Genomic DNA, 20,018 nt, shown 5'->3' with positions numbered 1-20,018 from the left:
GGCCCCCGGGACCGGGAATCCGTGGTCCGCGCCGGTCAGCGGCGCACCTTGCGGGTCGCCCGCAGCCACTCCTTGTTCATGGCCGAGATCGAGGGCAGCGGGATGCCCTTCGGGCAGGCCGTGGCGCACTCCCCGGTGAGGGTGCAGCCGCCGAAGCCCTCGCTGTCCATCTGGCCGACCATGTCGAGGACCCGGGTCTCACGCTCCGGCGCGCCCTGCGGCAGCACGTTGAGGTGGTTGATCTTCGCCGAGGTGAAGAGCATCGCCGAGCCGTTGGGGCAGGCGGCGACGCAGGCTCCGCAGCCGATGCACTCGGCGTGCTCGAAGGCGAAGTCGGCGTCCGGCTTGGGCACCGGTGTGGCGTGGGCCTCGGGGGCGGTGCCGGTCGGGGCGGAGATGTAGCCGCCCGCCTGGATGATCCGGTCGAAGGCCGAGCGGTCCACGACCAGGTCCTTGACGACCGGGAAGGCGGAGGCGCGCCACGGTTCGATGTCGATCGTGTCGCCGTCCTCGAAGGAACGCATGTGGAGCTGGCAGGTGGTGGTGCGCTCGGGTCCGTGGGCGTCGCCGTTGATGACGAGGCTGCAGGCTCCGCAGATGCCCTCGCGGCAGTCGTGGTCGAAGGCGACCGGGTCGTCGCCGGCGAGGATGAGTTCCTCGTTGAGGGTGTCGAGCATTTCCAGGAACGACATGTCCTGCGAGATGCCGTCCACCTCGTAAGTGGACATGGCGCCGGGGGCGTCGGCGTTCTTCTGGCGCCAGACGCGCAGGGTGAGCTTCATGCGTAGCTCCGCTGGGTGGGGTGGACGTACTCGAAGACGAGGTCTTCCTTGTGCAGGACGGGGGCCTCGCCGGTGCCGGAGAACTCCCAGGCGGCGGCGTAGGAGAACTCCTCGTCCCGGCGGGCGGCCTCGCCGTCCGGGGTCTGCGACTCCTCGCGGAAGTGGCCGCCGCAGGACTCGGCGCGGTGCAGTGCGTCGAGGCACATGAGCTCGGCCAGTTCCAGGTAGTCGACGATGCGGTTGGCCTTCTCCAGGGACTGGTTGAACTCCTCGCCGGTGCCGGGGACCTTGATGCGGCGCCAGAACTCCTCGCGGATCTTCGGGATGCGCTCCAGCGCGGTGCGCAGTCCCTCCTCGGTGCGGGCCATTCCGCAGTACTCCCACATGAGTTCGCCGATCTCGCGGTGAAAGGAGTCGGGGGTGCGGTCGCCGTCGATGGAGAGCAGCAGGTTGAGCCGGTCCTCGGTGTCGGCTACGGCCTCCTGCACGGCCGGGTGGGAGGCGTCGACCTCGTCGCGGTGCGGATTGCGGGCCAGGTAGTCGTTGATGGTCGACGGCAGGACGAAGTAGCCGTCGGCGAGGCCCTGCATCAGCGCGGAGGCGCCGAGGCGGTTGGCGCCGTGGTCGGAGAAGTTGGCCTCGCCGATCGCGAAGAGGCCGGGGATGGTGGTCTGGAGGTCGTAGTCGACCCAGAGCCCGCCCATCGTGTAGTGCACGGCGGGGTAGATCCGCATCGGGGTCTCGTACGGGTTCTCCGCGGTGATCCGCTCGTACATGTCGAAGAGGTTGCCGTACTTCTCCTCGACCTTGTCCCGGCCCATGCGTGCGATGGCCTCGGCGAAGTCCAGGTAGACGCCCTGGCCGCCGGGGCCGACGCCGCGGCCCTCGTCGCAGACGTTCTTCGCGGCGCGGGAAGCGATGTCCCGGGGCACGAGGTTGCCGAAGGAGGGGTAGATGCGCTCCAGGTAGTAGTCGCGCTCGTCCTCGGGGATCTCGTTGGCGGGGCGGGTGTCGCCCTTGGCCTTGGGAACCCAGATCCGGCCGTCGTTGCGCAGCGACTCGCTCATCAGCGTCAGCTTGGACTGGTGGTCGCCGGTGCGCGGGATGCAGGTGGGGTGGATCTGGGTGAAACAGGGGTTGGCGAACCAGGCGCCCCTGCGGTGGGCCCGCCAGACGGCGGTGGCGTTGGAGTTCATGGCGTTCGTCGACAGGTAGAAGACGTTGCCGTAGCCGCCGCTGGCCAGGACGACCGCGTCGGCGAAGTAGGTGTCGATCTTCCCGGTGACCAGGTCGCGGGCGACGATGCCGCGGGCCTTTCCGTCGACGACGACCAGGTCGAGCATCTCGGTGCGGGCGTGCAGTTCGACGTTGCCGGCGGCGATCTGCCTCGACAGCGCCTGGTAGGCGCCGAGGAGCAGCTGCTGTCCGGTCTGGCCGCGGGCGTAGAAGGTGCGGGAGACCTGGACGCCGCCGAAGGACCGGTTGTCGAGGAGGCCGCCGTACTCACGGGCGAAGGGGACGCCCTGGGCGACGCACTGGTCGATGATCTCGACGGAGATCTGGGCGAGCCGGTGGACGTTGGACTCGCGGGCGCGGAAGTCGCCGCCCTTGACCGTGTCGTAGAAGAGGCGGTGGATGGAGTCGCCGTCGTTGCGGTAGTTCTTCGCGGCGTTGATGCCGCCCTGGGCGGCGACGGAGTGGGCGCGTCGGGGCGAGTCCTGGAAGCAGAACTGGACGACGTGGTAGCCCTGTTCGGCCAGGGTCGCGCCGGCCGATCCACCGGCCAGGCCGGTGCCGACGACGATGACGGTGTGCTTGCGGCGGTTGGCCGGGTTGACCAGCTTGGCCTGGAAGCGGCGGGTGTCCCAGCGTTCGGCGACGGGGCCGGCGGGGGCCTTGGTGTCGACGAGGGGCGCGCCCGTCTCGTAGTGCGTGTAGTCGGTCATGTCAGCTCACGACTCCGGTCATGACGGCGACGGGTACGGAGATGAAGCCCAGCGTGAGTACCAGCGCGAGGGCGTCGGCCAGGGCCTTGAGGGCCCGGTCCCGGGTCGCGTTGCCCGCGCCGAGGGTCTGGGCGGCGCTCCAGAAGCCGTGCCGGACGTGGAACCCGAGGGCGAGGACGGCGGCGATGTAGACCACGTTGCCGTACCAGGTGGAGAAGGTGTCGACGACGTTCTGGTAGGGGTGTCCGGGCTGGAAGCCGCCGGGGTGCACGGTGCCCGTCGTCAGGTCGAGGATGTGCCAGACGATGAACAGGCCGAGGATGATCCCGCCCCAGCGCATGGTGCGGGTGGCATAGCCTGCGCGCGGCCTGCGGTGCACGTACTTGGCGGGGCGCGCCCGGATGTCGCGGCGGCTCAGCTGGTACGCGGAGACGGCGTGCAGCACCACGGCGGCGACCAGCACGACGCGGAGGAGCCACAGGGCCCACTCGTAGTGCAGGAAGGGCTCGCCCAGGGTCCGCAGCCAGTGCGCGTAGTGGTTGAACTCGCCGGCCCCGAAGAAGATCTTCAGGTTGCCGAGCATGTGGGCGACCAGGTAGAGGAGCATGACCAGGCCGCTCACGGCCATGACCGTCTTCTTGCCGACGGACGAGTCCCAGATCGTGCGCGTCATGGACGGCCGTCGGTCCGTCCGCGTTGCCAATGCCATGAACACGACGCTAGGGCCGAACGACCCCATCAGTCCAAGACATGGAATAGCTCATCTTCATAGACTAGGGCTATCGTGGGTGACGGAGGTGAGCGCATGCAGTTCCAGCAGCTGACGTACTTCGTCGCCGTGGCCGAGACCCGGCACTTCACCCGTGCCGCCGAGGCGGTGCACGTCTCGCAGCCCTCGCTCTCCCAGCAGATCAGGGCGTTGGAGAACGAGCTGGGGGCGGAGCTGTTCAGCCGGGCCCGGGGCAACATCACGCTCACCGACGCGGGCGAGGCGCTGCTGCCGCTGGCCCGCCGGATCCTCGCGGACGCCGACACCGCCCGCCACGAGGTGCAGGAGCTGGCGCAGCTGCGCCGGGGCCGGGTGCGGCTGGGGGCCACGCCCAGCCTCTGCACGGGCCTGCTCCCCGACGTGCTGCGCGCCTTCCACGACCGCCATCCGGGGATCCGGTTGCTGCTGGAGGAGGGCGGTTCGCTCGACCTCGTGCGGGGGCTGGCGCGCGGCGCGCTGGATCTCGCCCTGGTGGTCCTGCCGCTGCCCGCGGCCTCCCCCGTGCTCACCACGGTCGAGCTGCTACAGGAGGACCTGGTCGTGGTGTCGTCGGCCCGGGGGCCGCGGCCCGGCCGGGGCGGGAGCGTGCGGATCGCCGACCTCCAGGGGGAGCCCCTGGTGATGTTCCGGCACGGCTACGACCTGCGGGAGCTGACGGTCGCCGCCTGCCGGGCGGAGGGTTTCGAGCCGTCGTTCACGGTGGAGGGCGGCGAGATGGACGCGGTGCTCGGTTTCGTCCGGGCCGGGCTCGGCATCGCGGTGGTGCCCAGCATGGTCGCCGGGCGGTTCGGGCACGAGCTGCGGACCACCCCGCTGGCCCGCCCCGGCCTGCGGCGCACCATCGCGCTCGCGCACCGCAGCGACGTGGCCCCGCCGCGTGCGGCGCGCGAACTCCAGCGGGTGCTGCTCGCCACCCGGAAGGACTGACCCGGACCCGCCGCGGCCGACGGGCTCCCCGCGGCCGGGGCGGCCGGCCGCGGAGAGCCCCCGGGTCTCACACCGCGTCGGCCAGCAGCAGGGAGTGGATCCGGTCGGGGGCGCCCGGCCGGGCGTAGTACCAGCCCTGGGCCGTGTCGCATCCCAGCTTGCGCAGCTGTTCGGCCTGGGCCCCGGTCTCCACCCCCTCCACCGTGACGGCGAGGTCCAGGCTGTGCGCCAGCGAGACGATCCCCTCGACGATCTTCAGGTCGACCGGGTCCGCCGGGTGCTGCTGCATGCCCATCGTGAAGGAACGGTCCAGCTTGAGCACGCTCACCGGGAGCCGGCGCAGGTTCGCCAGGTTCGAGTAGCCGGTGCCGAAGTCGTCGAGCGCTATGTCGACGCCCATCTCGGCCAGTTGCCGCAGTGGCTTGAGCAGGTCGTCGTCCGCGCCGATGAGCGCGGACTCGGTGACCTCCAGGCACAGCGCGCCGGGTTCGAGCCCCGACCGCTCCAGCACGTCGACGGTCTCGGCGACCAGTCGCGGGTGGTGCAGCTGGGTCGGTGAGAGGTTGACGTTGATGCGCAGCGGTCCGCCGTCGGTGTGCCGCTCCTGCCAGAAGTTGGCCTGCCGGACGGACTCCTCCAGCACCCAGCGGCCCAGCGGCACGATCAGGCCGGTGTGCTCGGCGAGCGGGATGAACCGGTCCGGGCCGAGCACCCCGTGCTGCGGATGGCACCAGCGCACCAGTGCTTCCGCGCCGTGCACCGTGCCGTCGCCGAGGTGCACGAGCGGCTGGTACTCGATGAAGAACTCGCCGCGCTCCAGTGCGGCGGGCAGCGCGGTGGTCAGCCCGTGCCGCGTGATGGCGCGGGCGTCCGCCTCCGCGTCGGCGAACTCGAACCGGTTGCCGCCCGCCCCCTTGGCCCGGTACATCGTGATGTCGGCGCTGCGCAGCACCTCGGCGGCGCCGCGTTCGCCCGCCGGGCCCTCGACGACGCCGATGGAGCCGCGCACGGTCAGCTCGCGGCCTTCGAGCCGGATGGGGGCGCCGAGCGCGTTGAGGATGCGGCAGGCCAGTTCGGTGACCTCCTTCTCGGTGTCGGGGCCGGTGGTCAGGGCCACGAACTCGTCGCCGCCGAGCCGGGCGACCATCTCGCCGGGCGCGGTCGCGCAGCTCTGCAGCCGGTCGGCCACCTCGACCAGCAGCCGGTCGCCGGACGCGTGCCCGAGGCTGTCGTTGATCGCCTTGAAGCCGTCCAGGTCGAGGTAGCACAGACCGAAACGGCTGCCGTCGTCGGCACAGAGAGCCTTCTCCAGCCGTTCGAAGAACAGCGTCCGGTTGGGCAGTCCGGTGAGCGCGTCATGGGTGGCCTCGTACCGCAGCCGCAGGTTCAGCAGCCTGCGTTCCGTGGTGTCCTCCATCAGCGCCAGCTGGTACTGCGGCTTCCCCTCGGCGTCGCGCAGCAGCGAGACCGTCAGGTTGGTCCACAGCACCGTGCCGTCGTTGCGGTAGTACGGCTTCTCGACCCGGTAGTGCTCGCGTTCGCCGCGCACCAGCTCGTCGTAGTACTTCCAGACGTGCGGCGAGTCCTCTGGGTGGACCCACTCGTTGAGCTTGTGGCTGCGCACGTGGTGGTCGAGGCCGCCGAACATCCGGGTGAGGGTGTCGTTGATCTCCAGCACGTTGCCGTCCAGGTCGGCGATGCCGATGCCGACGGCCGCGTCCTTGAAGACGGCCCGGAACCGCGCCTCCGTGGCGTGCAGCGCCTGTTCGGCGTCGGAGCGGGCGGCGAGCGCCGAGCGCGCGATGGCCTCCTGTTCGGCGAGGGTGCGCTGGCGCAGCGCCTCGGTGAAGCCGCCGGCCAGGATGTGCTGCATCCGCGCGCAGCGGGCCCTGGCGTCCTCGGTGGACAGCGCCGTGGGGCCGTTGCCGCCGCAGTACAGCACCAGGTACGAGTCGATGACGCCGAGCGTGCTGCTGAGCGCGTCGGGGTCCGTGCAGTGCACGGCGACGAGGGCGGCGCCCACCTCGCCCGCGGGGGCCGCGTCGAAGGGCCGCTCGTGCAGGATGTCGCTGAGCCTGCGGGCCAGCGGCAGCAGATGCTGCTCGAACTCCGTGCGCGTCAGGGAGGTGGCCGTCGAGGGGAAGATGGCCCGGCTCCAGATGGTGGCGAATCTTCGGAGCCGGCTCTCGGGCCCGTCGGGCTCCGCGTCCGGCACTCCGGACGACTGGGCGGGAATGCTCACGCCTTGCGTCCCACGCCGGCGAAGCCCGAGAAGGCATACGGATCCTCTTGCTCCGCCACCACCGGGGTCTCCGGCCGCCAGTGCGGCATCGACACGAGTCCGGGCTCCACCATCTCGTACCCCTCGAAGAAGCGCATGACCTCGTCGCGGGACCGCATGACGAGGGGGTTGCGAATGTTCTCGTAGACCCCGACCATGCCGCCCGCTTCCTCCCGGGTGAGCGGGATGCCCTCGTACGAGGCGTGGGTGATGACGACGAGGCTGCCGGGGGCGAGTGCCTCGCGCAGCTCGGCGACCGCGGCCTGCGGTTCGTCGGCGTCCTCGAGGAAGTGGAGCACGGCGACGAGCAGCAGGGCCACCGGGCGGTCCAGGTCGAGCAGTCCGGAGATCTCCGGGTTCTTCACGATCTCCTGGGGGCGGCGCAGGTCCGCGGCGGCGATCACCGCCCGGTCGTTCCCCTCCAGCACGGCCTTGCTGTGTGCGACCGCGACCGGGTCGTGGTCGACGTACGCCACCCGGGCCGCGGGGTCGGCGGCCTGGGCGATTTCGTGGACATTGCCGAAGGTCGGTATTCCGGAACCGATGTCCAGAAACTGACTGATGCCCTCGCCGACCGCGTAATGCACTGCTCTGCGCATGAAGGCGCGATTCGCCTGCATGATCTTGGGGAGTCCCGGCATGAACTCCATGGCCTTGCGCGCCGCTTCCCGGTCCACCTCGAAATTGTGCGATCCGCCCAGATAGAAGTCGTACATGCGGGACACGCTCGGCACCGTGATGTCTATGCCTCGCGGTGCCCAGGCGGGACGCTCCATCGATGTCTCCAACAAGTCGCTACGGCGATCCGGCCATGTTCATGGTCAGTGTTGACCAGAGGCTACTGATCGTCCGCCAAGAGAGCGAGTGAAAACGGAAATTAGCCGTCCGTTATTGGTCACACACCAGTGGCATGTGCAACCGATCAGTCGCTACGTGTGACATTCGGCGACGAACGGCCCTTCCGGGAAGGCTTTGCCCCTCACGGGAGGAACCCGCCGCGCCGGCACCGGGGAGCACCCCGTAACATGTACCCGCGGAACCAACGCCATTGCCGTCCCGGTTTCCCGTCACCGCCCTCCGGTTTCGCCCCGCCGGAAAAGGTACGGACCACTTGGCGGGCATCGGTCCGCACCGTGGTTCACCGGACCCGTCACGGGTGACGAATCCTTTGTCGGTGGTGATGTGACGGCTATTCCTCGCCGTGGGGGCAACATCCTTTCCGCGAGCGCGATTTGACCGGTGGGCCGGGAGCCTGCGCGAAATCGTCGATCATCCGGCGCCTGGCACCAAAACGGATCCGCACGCGGGAGCCGTCCCCCGGGGCCTCGTATCCGCCCCTCTCCGGCCGGACGGCCCGGCCAGGCGCCTTCGCTCGATCGCCTTAGCAATCCACCCGGTCCGGGCCCGGCCTTCCACACCACCGGAAGGCCCGCTTCCACCTCCCGCCCCGCCGCCGGAAGACCTGGTTCCGCAGCCTGTCCGCAGCGCCGCGAGGCCGGTTCCACCGCCCGTCCTCACACCGACCGCAGGGTGGGCGGGGGCGGCGTGAACGGAACGCTCCTCGGCTGTTCACGTCAACTTCCGTACGTGTGAGCCCAGTTGTCCCGCGCGTCTCCGCCGGTCCGGCACGGCACCCGGACACCGCCTCTCACGTCGTACGACGCGCCCAAAAGGCTTCTCCCGGGCTCGAACACGGGCCGTCCGATGTCCCACCATCAGGCGAACCCGATGCTTTCCCCGCGTGTCCCGCGATCGGCCGGATCATGCTCGCCGTCGTGTACGGATCACTCATAGGACGGCTCGCCGCGGCCGTCGCACTGCTGTGGCTGCTGAGCACCCCGTTACCGGCCGCGGCGGACAGCTGCGCGTACGCCTACATCGGTGAGAACGACGGGAGTTCACCGGTTGTCGTGTCGGGTACCGGCCCCTGCCGGCCGGGTCCGGCGACCGAGCCGCCCCCACCACCGACACCGCGCCCCCCACCGCCCTCTCCCGAGCCCCCGCCCCCACCTTCTCCCCCACCCACTCCGCGGCCCGCCCCACCCGCGCCGTCCGCATCACCACGACCGGAACCGGAGCCAGTGACACCGTCCCCCGTCCTCCCGCCCGCCCCCTCCTCCCCCGCGGCCTCGCCCTCCGCACGTCCCGCACCCCTCTCGTCCCGTCCCGTGGCGCTCCCCACCTACCGCAAGCCACCGCGCAAGGTCCCCCGGCGCGGCGCCTCCCTGGTCACCCTCACCCTGCTGATCACGGCGCCCGCGGTGTTCGCCGTCGCCGTCCTGCGTCCCCGCTCCCGCTGACCTCCGGAGAAGTCTCATGTCGGAATGGCTTGTTCTCACCCTCGCCATGGTCGCGGCGAGTGCCGTCGTCCTGACCATCGCCGTGCTCAACAACCGCCGGGTCGGGGAGGACGACGACCCGTCCGAGACCCCCGACGTCATCGAGTACATGACGATGATGATCGGCGTGGTCTACGCGATCGTGCTGGGCCTCGCCATCGCGGGCGTCTGGGAGGGCCGCGGCGCCGCCCAGGAGTACGTGCGCCAGGAGGCCCAGGCGCTGCACGAGGTGAAGGCCCGCTCCGCCGTCTACCCGGCCGAGGTGCGCGCCCGCATCCGCGCCGATGTCGACGCCTACGTACGCCATGTCGTGCACGACGAGTGGCAGTCGATGAGCGAGCACGGCACGCTCACCACCGAAGGCACCCGGCTCCTCGACCGGGTGCGCACCGATGTCACCCAGTACCGGCCGGCGAACGACCACGAGGGGCAGGCGTACCAGCCGCTGGTCGACGAGGTCGCCGCGGCCGACGACGCGCGCAGCGCACGCGGGCAGAGCGCGGGGGCGACCATGCCGGGCGTGGTCTGGTTCGGCCTGGTCATCGGGGCTTTGGTGACGGTTGGAATGATCTTCACGTTGCAGATCCGCAGAAGTTTCCGTGAACTTCTTCTGGCCGGTTTCTTCAGTGTTCTGATCGCCTTTCTGCTCTTCCTGATCTGGGATTTCGACACCCCCTTCGGGCGGGGTCTCTCGGCCACCACCGCGCCGTTCCTCGATCTGTTCCCGGAAGCCGCGGGCGGGCGGTGACACGGGGGTGCGCCGCTCGGGCGAAACCGGTGCCCCGGGCGGCGTACCCCGATCGCGAGCGGAATGCACGACTCCTAGCGTTTGGCGGGTCGAGGCGCATTTCTGACGCTTTGTGGAAATCCGTTCCGCACGTGCTCCTCGGGGATCCGGAGGATTCATCCATGCGTTCCATACGTGTCGCACCCGTCGCACTGTTCGGCGCCGCCGCCCTCGCCCTGACCGCTCCGGCCGCGTTCGCGTCCGTGGCGTCGTCGGGAGGCGCGTCCTCCGCGACCGGATACACCGTCACCCCGTCGGTGATCGCGCCGGGAGGCCAGGTCACCCTGGCGGCCCGGGGGTGCTCTGCAACCGCAACGGCCGGATCGGGTGTTTTCGACACCGTCACCATTCCCGCAGGTGGTTCCGCGGCGGCCACGGTCGACCGGGACGCGGAGCCCGGCGCCTCCCACGAGGTGACGTTCGTCTGCGGCGCGCCGCCCGGCACCACGGCGAAGGTCCGTCTCACGGTCGCCGCGGCCTCCCGCGCGCCGACGACCGGATCCGCGGTCGCCCCGGCCGGTGTCCGGGGCGGCCTCGGCGGCGGCGGTCCGAGCACCGCGGAGCTCGTCGCCGGAACGGTGCTGGCGGTGGCCGCGACCACCGGCGCCGTCCACATGGCGCGCCGGCGCGGGGAAGGCCGCCCGCGCTGACGGCAGGGGAGGTACGCCCGTCGCCCCGGATCCCGTGCACCGGGAGCCGGGGCGACGGGCGTACCCGGGCCAGGACCGGAACCCGGGACCGGAACGTGTTCAGCGACGCTGCGGCACCGTGATCCGATAGCCGGCGTCGAGCAGTTCGGGGAGGTACCGGCGCAGCGCCGCCACGCTCTGCGAACGATCGCCTCCCGCGTCGTGGGAGAGCACGACGACGCCGGGCGCCGCCCCCTCCCGGACCCGGCGGACGATGGTGCCGGTGCCGGGTTCGGTCCAGTCCAGGGTGTCCACGGTCCACGCCAGGGGCTCCATTCCCAGGGCGGCGCCGATCTCGAAGGAGTTGCGGTTCCACGCCCCGTACGGCGCCCGGTACCAGAGCGGCGCGGTGCCGGTGAGCCGCTCGATCACCTCGCTGGTGGGGCCGAGTTCGTCGAGGACGCCCGCCCGGGAGAGTCCGGTGACCAGGGGGTGGGTCCAGGAGTGGTTGCCGATGGTGTGGCCGTCCTCGGCGATGGCCCGCACCAGGTCCTGGTTGTCATGGGCCATCTCGCCGCAGACGAAGAACATCGCGCGGACGTCGTACTCGCGCAGGGTGGAGAGGATGGGCGGGGTGTATTGCGGGTCCGGGCCGTCGTCGAAGCTGAGGACCATGGCGTGCCCGATCCCGGGCAGTTCCTCGAAGGGCCGGGTGCGGACCGGGGGCGCCGCGGGCCGGAAGCGGGGCGGAGCACCCGCGGTCATGGGCCGGAGCCGGTACGAGGCGGGCCGGGTCCGGACGGCCGACGGGGGTCCGGCCGCTCCGGCCCGGGCCGGTGCGGGGTCCCGGAGCGGCGCCCCGGCCGGGTCCGCGGCGATCATGCGCACGGCGGCGGCCGTGCCGAGTCCGGCGGCCAGGCGCAGCAACGCCCTGCGTCCCGGAAAGCTCTGATCATTCTTCATGACCAACTGCTCGCACGGCGGGCGGGCGTGTCCCGGTCGGCGTCTCCGGTGGTGGAGGTTTTTGCACCCGATGGAGGGATCGGCGGTGGGGCAGGCGGCAGCTTCGGACCGGGCCGGTCCGGAGGACGGTCCACGGCAGCGGATAACCTCACTGCCGTGACAGAACCGCAGCCTCATGAGTTCGAACGTGGCACGGACGGCCCGAAAGTGATCGTCGCCGGCATCGACGGGTCCGATTCCTCCATGCGTGCCGCGGCCTACGCGGCAGGTCTGGCCCGCCGCCAGGGAGCCATGCTCGTCCTGGTCCACGTACAGCCCGTGCTGCCCGCCGGGGCGGCACTCGGGGCGCCGATCGCCGACACGACCGGCGAGGTCGCGGAGGAGCTGGTGAACGAGATCCGGGAGGCGGCCCGGCGGCTGAAGGACGTGTGGAACGTGCGCTGGGAGTTCCACACCTTCCGCGGCGACCCCTACAACGGACTCGTGACCGCGGCGGACGAGTTGAAGGCGGACGCCGTCGTGGTGGGCGCGTCGGAATCGGCCGGGCACCGGTTCGTCGGATCGGTGGCGATCCGGCTGGTGAAAGCGGGTCGTTGGCCCGTCACGGTGGTCCCCTGACCTCTGCGGAATCCTTCCTTCCGCCAAACGGCACGCCTTCTTCCGCAGCGGCTCCGGCTGAGTCATCATGAGCGCCCGTCAGCGACGGCCGTCAGCGAAGAGGTGACTCATGGCAAGGCTCCGGGTGGGCGAGGGCGTACTGCGTCGCAAGCCGATCGAGCAGATCGACGAACGGAGCCCCGCAGGGGAGGCCACCGCTCAGCTCACCAGAACGCTCGGGCTGTGGCAGCTCACCGCGATCGGTGTGGGCGGCATCATCGGGGCGGGCATCTTCACCCTCGCCGGCACCGTGGCCAACGGCACCGCCGGTCCCGCCGTCCTGATCTCGTTCCTCATCGCGGGCGTGGCGAGCGCGGCCGCCGCGTTCAGCTACGCGGAGTTCGCGGGGCTGATCCCGAAGGCCGGGTCCGCGTACACCTACGGGTACGCGGTGCTCGGCGAGCTGGTGGGCTGGTTCATCGGCTGGGACCTGCTGCTGGAGTACACCGCGATCGTGGCGGTGGTCGCGATCGGCATCTCCGGCTACTTCAGCTTCCTGCTCGGGGAGCTGGGGCTGGACGTGCCGAAGTGGATGCTGGGCGCGCCCGGCACCGGCGACGGCCACAAGGTGGACCTGTTCGCCGCGCTGCTCTGTCTGCTGGTCGCGTACCTGCTGACCCTCGGCATCAGGAACGCGGCCCGCTTCGAGACGGTCGTGGTGGTCCTGAAGGTCCTGGTGGTCCTGCTGGTCATCGGCGTGGGCGTCTTCCACATCAACACCGCCAACTACCACCCCTTCTTCCCGTTCGGGGTGAGCGGTGCCTTCACGGGCGCGGCCACGGTGTTCTTCGCGGTCTTCGGCTACGACGCCATGTCGACGGCCGCCGAGGAGTCCAAGGACGCCCAGCGCCACATGCCGAAGGCGATCCTGTACTCCCTGGCCATCTCCATGGCCCTCTACGTGGCGGCGTGCCTGGTGCTGACGGGGATGCAGAGCTACGAGGACATCGACCCGGAGTCCGGTTTCTCCACGGCCTTCAAGGCGGTGGGCCTCAGCGGGCTCGCCGACGTGATCGCGGTGGGCGCCATCATCGGGATCCTGACCGTCATGTTCACCTTCATGCTCGGGGTGACCCGGGTCTGGTTCTCGATGAGCCGGGACGGGCTGCTGCCGAAGTGGTTCGCCAAGACCCACCCCACCCGGCACGTCCCGACCCGGGTGACCTGGATCGTCGGGGTGGCCTCGGCGGCGATCGCCGGGTTCCTGCCGATCGGCGAGGCCGCCGAGCTGACCAACATCGGCATCCTGCTGGCGTTCGTGGTGGTGTGCATCGCCGTGATCGTGCTGCGTTACAAGCAGCCCGACCTGCCGCGTACGTTCCGCACCCCCGGGATGCCGTTCGTCCCGGCCCTCGGTGTGGTGTTCTCGATCTGGCTGATCACCTTCCTCCAGTGGCAGACCTGGGCGCGGTTCGCGGTGTGGTTCCTGGTCGGGCTGGTCATCTACTTCGGCTACTCCTACCGGAAGTCGGAGATGGCGAGGACGACCGGGACGGGCCCGGGGACGAAGAAGTCCTGAGCGCGGCCCCGGCTCCCCGTGGCGGCGTCCGCCGACGGGCCCGGGCCACGGGCGGCCGGGGCGCGCCGCCGGTGCTCCGGGCCCGTCGCCCGTACACACATCGCACCGCCCGACCGTTCACCGCACCATTCGCCGCACTGTGCGACCGCTCGTCGCACGGCGGGGCCCACCGCCTGTTCCTCGGCGCCCCGATGCGTTCGTATACGCCCGTCGGCAGCGAAGCGGCAGTGCCTCGGCGGGAAGGGCGTTCACGATGACCACCACGACGGACGAGCGGACCCTCGCGGACCTCCAGCGGGAGCACGGTGCCGCGCTCTTCCGCTTCCTGCTGGGGCTGACCTTCGGCGACCGGCAGCGGGCCGAGGACCTGCTCCAGGAGACGCTGGTGCGCGCCTGGCAGCATCCGGAGGCGTTCGACGCCCCGTACGCGTCGATGCGGCCCTGGCTCTTCACCGTGGCGCGGCGGCTCGCGATCGACGCGCGCCGGTCCCGGCAGGCCCGCCCGGCCGAGGTCGGCGACGTGGTGCTGGAGACGGCCGCGGACGGGGAGGACACCGCCGAGGCCACGGTCTCGGCCCTCGACGTGCGCGAGGCGGTGCGCGCCCTGAGCCCGGACCACCGCGAGGTCCTCGTCCAGATGTACTTCCGCGGGCTCACCGTGAACGAGACGGCCCAGGCGCTCGGCATTCCGCCGGGCACGGTCAAGTCCCGGTCCTACTACGCGCTGCGCCGGCTCGCCCGCAGTCTTCCGGGCTACTCCAGCAGCTCCTCCTCGGCGAGCAGGGCGAGCAGCGGGACGGCCTCCGCGACCTGCACGTAGTCGGCGGCGCAGCCGTCGCAGGTCTGCAGGTGGCGGCAGACCTCACGGGCCTCGCCGGCCGTGAGCGCGTCGAGAACATAGGCACCGAGCAACTGCCGCACGTGCGGGTCCTTCCCGGGATCGGCGCTCATCGCATCCTCGTGTCGTGTGCGGACCCGGTCGGGACGGATCCTGCCCTTCTGGCCACGCGGGGCGCGCTCCCCCGGTTCAATGCTGCGTGGAGCCCGGTGGCGAGAACGGAAAGAGGCGAGACGGGATGTGCCCGGAACGTCAGGACGGAACCCAGGGGGGCGGGCTGCTGATCCCGATGGCCTGGATGTACGCCGAGTACCTCGCCGACGGGATACTGCGGACCGGTGATCTGATGGAGCCGTCCACACTGGAGTACCGCGCGGGGCGGGACGCGCTCGCGCTCACCGTCTTCCTCCGCGACGACATGGTGGTGGCCGGTGAACTGCCCGCGGCCCGGCTGGACGAGCTGCGGCTGCTGACGGCGTACGGGGTCGCCTGGCGCGGCTGGGTCCGCGAACGGCTCGACGCGCTCGGCGGGGACCCCGGTCCCGGGGCGGAGGGCGGAAGCCCCGATCTGGCACTGGCCCGTGCGGCCTGGCGGTGGCTGGAGGAGACCGAGCTGCTGGCGGCCGATCTGGACGCGATCGGTCCGCGGGCCCGGGGGCCGCTGGGCGACGGGGCGGACGCGGAGGAGGCCGTCCAGGTGTGGACACCGGCCTGGCAGTTGGGTCTGCCGCTGGGACATCTGGCGATCCAGTTGCACTGAGCGCTCCGTCCGCCGGTCAGGAACCGTGCACGCCGGCACGGTACTTCGGCAGCCGCACCGTGATCTTCATCCCGGCGCCGACGCCCGTCTCGATGACGAGCCCGTAGTCGTCCCCGTAGACCTGGCGCAGCCGCTCGTCGACGTTGAGCAGTCCGATGCCGGTGGAGGGGCCGCCCTCGCCGCGCAGGATCTGGCGCAGCCGCCGCGGGTCCATGCCGGCGCCGTCGTCCTCGATGACGACCTCGGCCTCGGAACCGGCGTCGAAGGCGCTGATGGTGATGTGGGTCGGGGTCTCCTCCGTGCGGCCGGTGCCGAGCGGGCGGGGCGGGGCGGCCGATCCTTCGAGGCCGTGCTTGACGGCGTTCTCGACCAGCGGCTGGAGGCAGAGGAAGGGCAGGGCGACGGGCAGCACTTCGGGGGCGATCTGGAGGGTGACCGCGAGCCGTTCGCCGAAGCGGGCCCGTACCAGCGCCAGGTACTGGTCGATGGAGTGGAGCTCGTCGGCGAGGGTGGTGAAGTCGCCGTGGCTGCGGAACGAGTAACGGGTGAAGTCGGCGAATTCCAGCAGGAGTTCGCGGGCCCGTTCCGGGTCGGTGCGGACGAACGAGGCGATGGCGGCCAGTGAGTTGAAGATGAAGTGCGGGGAGATCTGGGCCCGCAGCGCCCTGATCTCGGCCTCGATGAGCTGGGTGCGGGAGCGGTCCAGTTCGGCGAGTTCCAGCTGTACGCAGACCCAGCGGGCCACCTCCCCGGCGGCCCTGGCCAGTACCGCGGACTCGCGCGGGGCGTAGGCGACGAGGGTGCCGAGCACCCGGTGGTCGACGGTGAGCGGTACGGCCACGGCCCAGCGCAGCGGGCAGTCCAGGTCGTCGCAGTCGCTGGCGAAGGCGGTGTCCCGGCCGCTGTCGAGGAGGTCGCGCACCTGGTCCATGACGTGCCGGCCGTGGTGCTCGCCCGCGCCGTCCCAGACCAGCACCCGGTCGCGGTCGGTGAGGCAGAGCGCGTCGGTGCCCAGCAGCGAGCGCAGCCCGCGGGCGGCCTTGCGGGCGCTCTCCCCGGTGAGTCCGGCGCGCAGCGGCGGCGCGGCGAGCGAGGCGGTGTGCAGGGTCTCGAAGGTGGCGTGCTCGACGGGGGTGCCGACGTCGCTGGTGCGGACGGGCCGGGCGGTGCGGCGGCCGAGCAGGAAGGCCGCTGTGAGCAGCAGGAGCACGAGCAGGACGAGTACCGCGTGGGCGGCGCCGGTCATCGGGGTCCCCCGGGGGTCATCGGTGCCTGCCGGAGGCCAGTGTCTCCGGGAGGTGGAAGCGGGTCATGGCGGCGTTGGTGCCGGGAGGGATGCGGCCGGGCGTGGCCAGGGAGACCAGGACCATCGCGAGGAAGCCGACCGGCACCGACCAGACGGCGGGCCAGGCGAGCAGGGCGTGGGCCCAGCCCGGCGGGCGCACCGCGCCGCTGACGGTGATGGTGACGGCCAGGAACGCGGAGCCGCCGCCGAGCAGCAGTCCGGCGATCGCGCCGGGCGGGGTGAGCCGCCGCCACCAGATGCCGAGGATCAGCAGCGGGCAGAAGGAGGACGCCGAGACGGCGAACGCCATCGCCACCGAGTCGGCCACCGGCACCCGGCTGACCAGCAGCGAACCGGCCAGCGGAACGCACATGGCGAGCACGGTGGCGAGCCGGAAGTGCCGGACCCCGCGCGAGGGGAGCACGTCCTGCGTGATGACCCCGGCGACGGCCATCGTGAGGCCGGACGCGGTCGACAGGAACGCGGCGAAGGCGCCGCCCGCGACCAGTGCGCCGAGCAGGTCCCCGCCGAGGCCGCCGATGACCCGGCCGGGCAGCAGCAGCACGGCCGCGTCCGCGTCCCCGCCCCGGATCAGCTCGGGGGCGTACAGCCTGCCCAGGGCGCCGTAGACCGGGGGCAGCAGGTAGAACACGCCGATGAGGGCGAGGACGACAACCGTCGTGCGGCGGGCGTCGCGGCCGTTGGGGCTGGTGTAGAAGCGGACGACGACGTGCGGCAGGCCCATGGTGCCCAGGAACGTCGCGATGATCAGCCCGTACGTGGCGTACATCGGGTGTTCGGCGCGGAAGACGGAGAGCTGTTCGTCGAAGGCGGCGCGGGGCCGCCCGTCGCCCTGCCAGGCGAGGACCAGGAAGATCGCGGGGACGAGGAGGGCGGTCAGTTTCAGCCAGTACTGGAAGACCTGTACGAAGGTGATGGACCGCATGCCGCCCGCGGCGACGGCGAGGACGACGACCGCCGCCACGAGCACGTCGCCGAGCCAGCCGGGCGCCCCGGTGAGGATCTTCAGCGTCAGCCCGGCGCCCTGGAGCTGCGGTACGAGGTAGAGCCAGCCCGCCGCGACCACGAAGACGCTCACCAGTCTGCGCACCTGGCGCGATTCCAGTCTCCCCTCGGCGAAGTCGGGCAGGGTGTACGCCCCCGAGCGGCGCAGCGGCGCGGCGACGAAGACCAGCAGCACCAGGTAGCCGGCGGTGTAGCCGACCGGGTACCAGAGCATGTCCGGGCCGTGCACGAGGACCAGTCCCGCGATGCCGAGGAAGGAGGCGGCGGAGAGGTACTCGCCGCTGATGGCGGCGGCGTTGAGGCGGGGCCGTACGGTGCGTGAGGCGACGTAGAAGTCGGAGGTGGTCCGGGAGATCCGGAGTCCGAAGCCGCCGACGAGGACGGTGGCGAGGACGACGACGGCGACGGCCGCCACCGCGTACGTACGGCTCACTGCGCGGAGCGGCCTTCCACGAGCCGGGCGAAGTCGTGTTCGTTGCGCTCGGCCCGGCGCACGTACCACCGGGCGATCAGGACGAGCGGCGGATAGGCGGCGAATCCGAGGACGGCCCAGACGAGTGCGGAACTGTGCAGGGCCTCGAAGACCAGCGGCAGCGTCCCGACGACCACGGCGAGGACGCCGAACGCGGTGAGTCCGGCGCGCAGTTGGCTGCGCACCAGGGAACGGACGTACGCGCCGCCGAGCGCGGTCTGCTCGTCGATCTCCGACTGGGTGCGGTAGCGCGGCAGCGGGCGCACCCGTCGGGGCTCCCCCGTCACCACTTCGCGCCGGGGTGTGGGCTCTGCGGACATGGGCCCGGAGTGTACGCAGCCCCGGTCCTTCGTGGGAAGGGGAACGATTCCCGGTAGGGCCTGGTCAGCGGCCGGTGCGGCGCATCAGCAGATCGCGCAGCGCGCGGGTGTGGCGGCGGCTGACGGCGAGCTCCGCGGCGCCGATGCGCACGCTCATGCTGCCCGCGTCCAGCCGGAGCTCGTCGATCCGGCTCAGCGCGACGAGGTGGCGGCGGTGGATGCGGACGAAGCCGCGCGAGCGCCAGCGCTCCTCCAGGGTGGTGAGGGGGACGCGGACCAGGTGGCTGCCGGTCGCGGTGTGCAGCCGGGCGTAGTCGCCCTGGGCCTCGGCGTAGGCGATGTCGTCGATCGGGACGAACCGGATCACTCCCCCGAGTTCCACCGGTATCTGGTCGCCCGCGGTGTCGAGGACGGGCGCGGAACGGTCGCCGACCTGTTCGGCCACCCGGCGCACCGCCTCGGCCAGGCGTTCGCGGCGCACGGGCTTGAGGACGTAGTCGACGGCCTTCAGGTCGAACGCCTGGACGGCGAATCCCTCGTGCGCGGTGACGAAGACGATGAGGGGCGGTGCCGCGAAGCCGGCCAGCAGCTGGGCGACGTCGAGGCCGGTGAGGCCCGCCATGTGGATGTCCAGGAACACCACGTCGATGGCCGCCGGGTGGTCCGGGCCCGCCTCGACGGCGCTGCCGATGCGGCGCAGCGCCTCGGTGGCCCCGGTGGCCCCCTCCGCGCTGCGGACGCGGGGATCGGCGCGCAGCAGGTAAAGGAGTTCTTCCAGGGCTGGTTCTTCGTCGTCGACGGCCAGTACGCGCAGCATGGGCCGGAGTGTAGACCGACCACCGGAGGAGCCGTTGAACACTCGTTCAGAGGCCGTAGACGCGTTCGGCCGTGGTGGCGAGGACGCGGACGCGTTCGTCCTCGCCGAGGTCGCCGATCAGGGTGCGGGCCGTGTCGACGACCTCCTGGTACGTCGCCGCGAGCCGGCACACGGGCCAGTCCGAGCCGAACATCAGCCGGTCGGGGCCGAAGGCGTCGAGGACGGTGTCTGTGTAGGGGCGCAGGTCGCTCACGGTCCAGGAGCGCACGTCGGCCTCGGTGACCAGGCCGGAGAGTTTGCACACGGTGTTGGGACGGGCGGCGAGGGCCCGCAGGTCGTCGGCCCAGGGGCGCAGCGCACCGGTGGCGACGGGCGGTTTGCCCGCGTGGTCGAGCACGAAGGTCAGCTCGGGCAGCAGGGTCGCGGCCCGGACGGTCGCGGGCAACTGGGGGGCCCGGACGACGAGGTCGTAGACGAGTCCGGCGTCGGCGACGGCGCGCAGTCCGCGCCGTACGTCGGGGCGCAGCAGCCAGTCGGGGTCGGGTTCGCCCTGGACCTGGTGGCGGATGCCGACGAGCCGGTCGCCGCCGGGCAGTTCGCGCAGCGCGGCCAGGGTGTCGGCGACGTCCGGGGCCGTGAGGTCGCACCAGCCGACGACGCCCGCGACGAGGTCGCTGCCGTGGGCGAGGGCCAGGAACTCGGGCGTCTCCTCGGGGACGGTGACGGTCTGGACGAGGACGGTGGCCCGCACCCCGGCGGCGCGCGCCTCGGGCTCCAGGTCGGCGAGGGTGAAGTTACGCCGGAGCGGGGCGAGTTCGTCGCCGGTGATCCAGTCCTGGTCGCGCACCGACAGGTCCCACACGTGGTGGTGGGCGTCGACGATCCCTTCCCGGCCGGTCAT

At 71.5% G+C, this 20,018-nt stretch carries 20 protein-coding genes; 8 read left to right on the top strand and 12 right to left on the bottom strand.

Features of this window, described 5'->3' with window-relative positions; translation table 11 throughout:
* Positions 1 to 35: 35 nt before the first annotated feature.
* From OCT49_RS31995 to OCT49_RS31985, 3 genes are read right to left on the bottom strand one after another with little or no spacing between them, the layout of a single operon-like run.
* A complete protein-coding gene (locus tag OCT49_RS31995; RefSeq protein ID WP_072488934.1) occupies positions 36 to 782 on the bottom strand; it encodes a succinate dehydrogenase/fumarate reductase iron-sulfur subunit in 747 nt (248 codons plus the stop codon).
* On the bottom strand, positions 779 to 2,728 hold the full coding sequence (locus OCT49_RS31990; RefSeq protein WP_283855278.1) for a fumarate reductase/succinate dehydrogenase flavoprotein subunit: 1,950 nt from the start codon (positions 2,726 to 2,728) through the stop codon (positions 779 to 781). The genes OCT49_RS31995 and OCT49_RS31990 overlap by 4 nt, the downstream gene beginning before the upstream one ends.
* 1 nt (position 2,729) lies before the next feature.
* Positions 2,730 to 3,437, bottom strand: a complete 708-nt coding sequence (locus OCT49_RS31985; RefSeq protein ID WP_283855277.1) for a succinate dehydrogenase — start codon at positions 3,435 to 3,437, stop codon at positions 2,730 to 2,732.
* A 96-nt stretch (positions 3,438 to 3,533) separates the two neighbouring features.
* Here OCT49_RS31985 and OCT49_RS31980 point away from each other — a divergent pair, with 96 nt between their 5' ends.
* On the top strand, positions 3,534 to 4,424 hold the full coding sequence (locus tag OCT49_RS31980) for a LysR family transcriptional regulator (RefSeq protein ID WP_283855276.1): 891 nt from the start codon (positions 3,534 to 3,536) through the stop codon (positions 4,422 to 4,424).
* Between the two features lie 67 nt (positions 4,425 to 4,491).
* Here OCT49_RS31980 and OCT49_RS31975 read toward each other — a convergent pair whose 3' ends face one another.
* Both OCT49_RS31975 and OCT49_RS31970 read right to left on the bottom strand, forming a co-directional pair.
* The gene (locus tag OCT49_RS31975) at positions 4,492 to 6,666 is read right to left on the bottom strand and encodes a putative bifunctional diguanylate cyclase/phosphodiesterase (RefSeq protein ID WP_283855275.1); all 2,175 of its coding nucleotides are present in this window, start codon (positions 6,664 to 6,666) and stop codon (positions 4,492 to 4,494) included.
* On the bottom strand, positions 6,663 to 7,481 hold the full coding sequence (locus tag OCT49_RS31970) for an SAM-dependent methyltransferase (protein ID WP_283855274.1): 819 nt from the start codon (positions 7,479 to 7,481) through the stop codon (positions 6,663 to 6,665). Before OCT49_RS31970 ends, OCT49_RS31975 begins: the two co-directional genes overlap by 4 nt.
* 1,392 nt (positions 7,482 to 8,873) lie before the next feature.
* Between OCT49_RS31970 and OCT49_RS31965 the strand changes: the two genes are divergently transcribed.
* From OCT49_RS31965 to OCT49_RS31955, 3 genes are all read left to right on the top strand, one after another.
* Entirely contained in the window at positions 8,874 to 9,005 is a 132-nt protein-coding gene (locus OCT49_RS31965; RefSeq protein ID WP_283855273.1) for a hypothetical protein, read from the top strand.
* 16 nt (positions 9,006 to 9,021) lie between these two features.
* Positions 9,022 to 9,792, top strand: a complete 771-nt coding sequence (locus OCT49_RS31960) for a bestrophin-like domain (RefSeq protein ID WP_283855272.1) — start codon at positions 9,022 to 9,024, stop codon at positions 9,790 to 9,792.
* A 161-nt stretch (positions 9,793 to 9,953) separates the two neighbouring features.
* Entirely contained in the window at positions 9,954 to 10,481 is a 528-nt protein-coding gene (locus tag OCT49_RS31955) for a hypothetical protein (RefSeq protein ID WP_283855271.1), read from the top strand.
* 99 nt (positions 10,482 to 10,580) lie between these two features.
* Here OCT49_RS31955 and OCT49_RS31950 read toward each other — a convergent pair whose 3' ends face one another.
* Positions 10,581 to 11,423: a polysaccharide deacetylase family protein gene (locus OCT49_RS31950; RefSeq protein WP_283855270.1), complete on the bottom strand. Its 843-nt coding sequence runs from the start codon at positions 11,421 to 11,423 to the stop codon at positions 10,581 to 10,583.
* 156 nt (positions 11,424 to 11,579) lie between these two features.
* Between OCT49_RS31950 and OCT49_RS31945 the strand changes: the two genes are divergently transcribed.
* The 3 genes from OCT49_RS31945 to OCT49_RS31935 all read left to right on the top strand — a co-directional run bounded on the left by OCT49_RS31945 (position 11,580) and on the right by OCT49_RS31935 (position 14,419).
* Positions 11,580 to 12,041 (top strand): universal stress protein, encoded by a 462-nt coding sequence (locus OCT49_RS31945; RefSeq protein ID WP_283855269.1) that lies wholly within the window; start codon positions 11,580 to 11,582, stop codon positions 12,039 to 12,041.
* Between the two features lie 109 nt (positions 12,042 to 12,150).
* Positions 12,151 to 13,599 carry an amino acid permease gene (locus tag OCT49_RS31940; RefSeq protein ID WP_283855268.1) on the top strand — a complete coding sequence of 483 codons (1,449 nt, stop codon included), beginning with the start codon at positions 12,151 to 12,153 and terminating at the stop codon, positions 13,597 to 13,599.
* Positions 13,600 to 13,852: 253 nt separating this feature from the next.
* Positions 13,853 to 14,419 (top strand): sigma-70 family RNA polymerase sigma factor, encoded by a 567-nt coding sequence (locus tag OCT49_RS31935; protein ID WP_283855267.1) that lies wholly within the window; start codon positions 13,853 to 13,855, stop codon positions 14,417 to 14,419.
* Here OCT49_RS31935 and OCT49_RS31930 read toward each other — a convergent pair.
* Entirely contained in the window at positions 14,353 to 14,550 is a 198-nt protein-coding gene (locus OCT49_RS31930) for a zf-HC2 domain-containing protein (RefSeq protein WP_283855266.1), read from the bottom strand. The two genes, OCT49_RS31935 and OCT49_RS31930, sit on opposite strands and share 67 nt — an antisense overlap.
* A 125-nt stretch (positions 14,551 to 14,675) precedes the next feature.
* Here OCT49_RS31930 and OCT49_RS31925 point away from each other — a divergent pair, with 125 nt between their 5' ends.
* A complete protein-coding gene (locus OCT49_RS31925; protein ID WP_283855265.1) occupies positions 14,676 to 15,197 on the top strand; it encodes a hypothetical protein in 522 nt (173 codons plus the stop codon).
* A 16-nt stretch (positions 15,198 to 15,213) separates the two neighbouring features.
* On the opposite strand, the gene OCT49_RS31920 is transcribed toward OCT49_RS31925, so the two are convergent.
* From OCT49_RS31920 to OCT49_RS31900, 5 genes are all read right to left on the bottom strand, one after another.
* Positions 15,214 to 16,443 carry a sensor histidine kinase gene (locus OCT49_RS31920; protein WP_283855264.1) on the bottom strand — a complete coding sequence of 410 codons (1,230 nt, stop codon included), beginning with the start codon at positions 16,441 to 16,443 and terminating at the stop codon, positions 15,214 to 15,216.
* 16 nt (positions 16,444 to 16,459) lie between these two features.
* The gene (locus OCT49_RS31915) at positions 16,460 to 17,941 is read right to left on the bottom strand and encodes a sodium/solute symporter (RefSeq protein ID WP_283855263.1); all 1,482 of its coding nucleotides are present in this window, start codon (positions 17,939 to 17,941) and stop codon (positions 16,460 to 16,462) included.
* Complete coding sequence (locus OCT49_RS31910) at positions 17,938 to 18,300, bottom strand: hypothetical protein (RefSeq protein ID WP_283855262.1); 363 nt, start codon at positions 18,298 to 18,300, stop codon at positions 17,938 to 17,940. Before OCT49_RS31910 ends, OCT49_RS31915 begins: the two co-directional genes overlap by 4 nt.
* 64 nt (positions 18,301 to 18,364) lie before the next feature.
* The gene (locus OCT49_RS31905) at positions 18,365 to 19,117 is read right to left on the bottom strand and encodes a LytR/AlgR family response regulator transcription factor (RefSeq protein ID WP_283855261.1); all 753 of its coding nucleotides are present in this window, start codon (positions 19,115 to 19,117) and stop codon (positions 18,365 to 18,367) included.
* Positions 19,118 to 19,163: 46 nt separating this feature from the next.
* On the bottom strand, positions 19,164 to 20,018 hold the full coding sequence (locus OCT49_RS31900; RefSeq protein ID WP_283855260.1) for an amidohydrolase family protein: 855 nt from the start codon (positions 20,016 to 20,018) through the stop codon (positions 19,164 to 19,166).

Source organism: Streptomyces sp. ML-6 (assembly GCF_030116705.1).
Lineage (GTDB): Bacteria > Actinomycetota > Actinomycetes > Streptomycetales > Streptomycetaceae > Streptomyces.
Note: the sequence above shows the minus strand (reverse complement) of the source record. Positions and strands in the feature narration are given on the sequence as shown.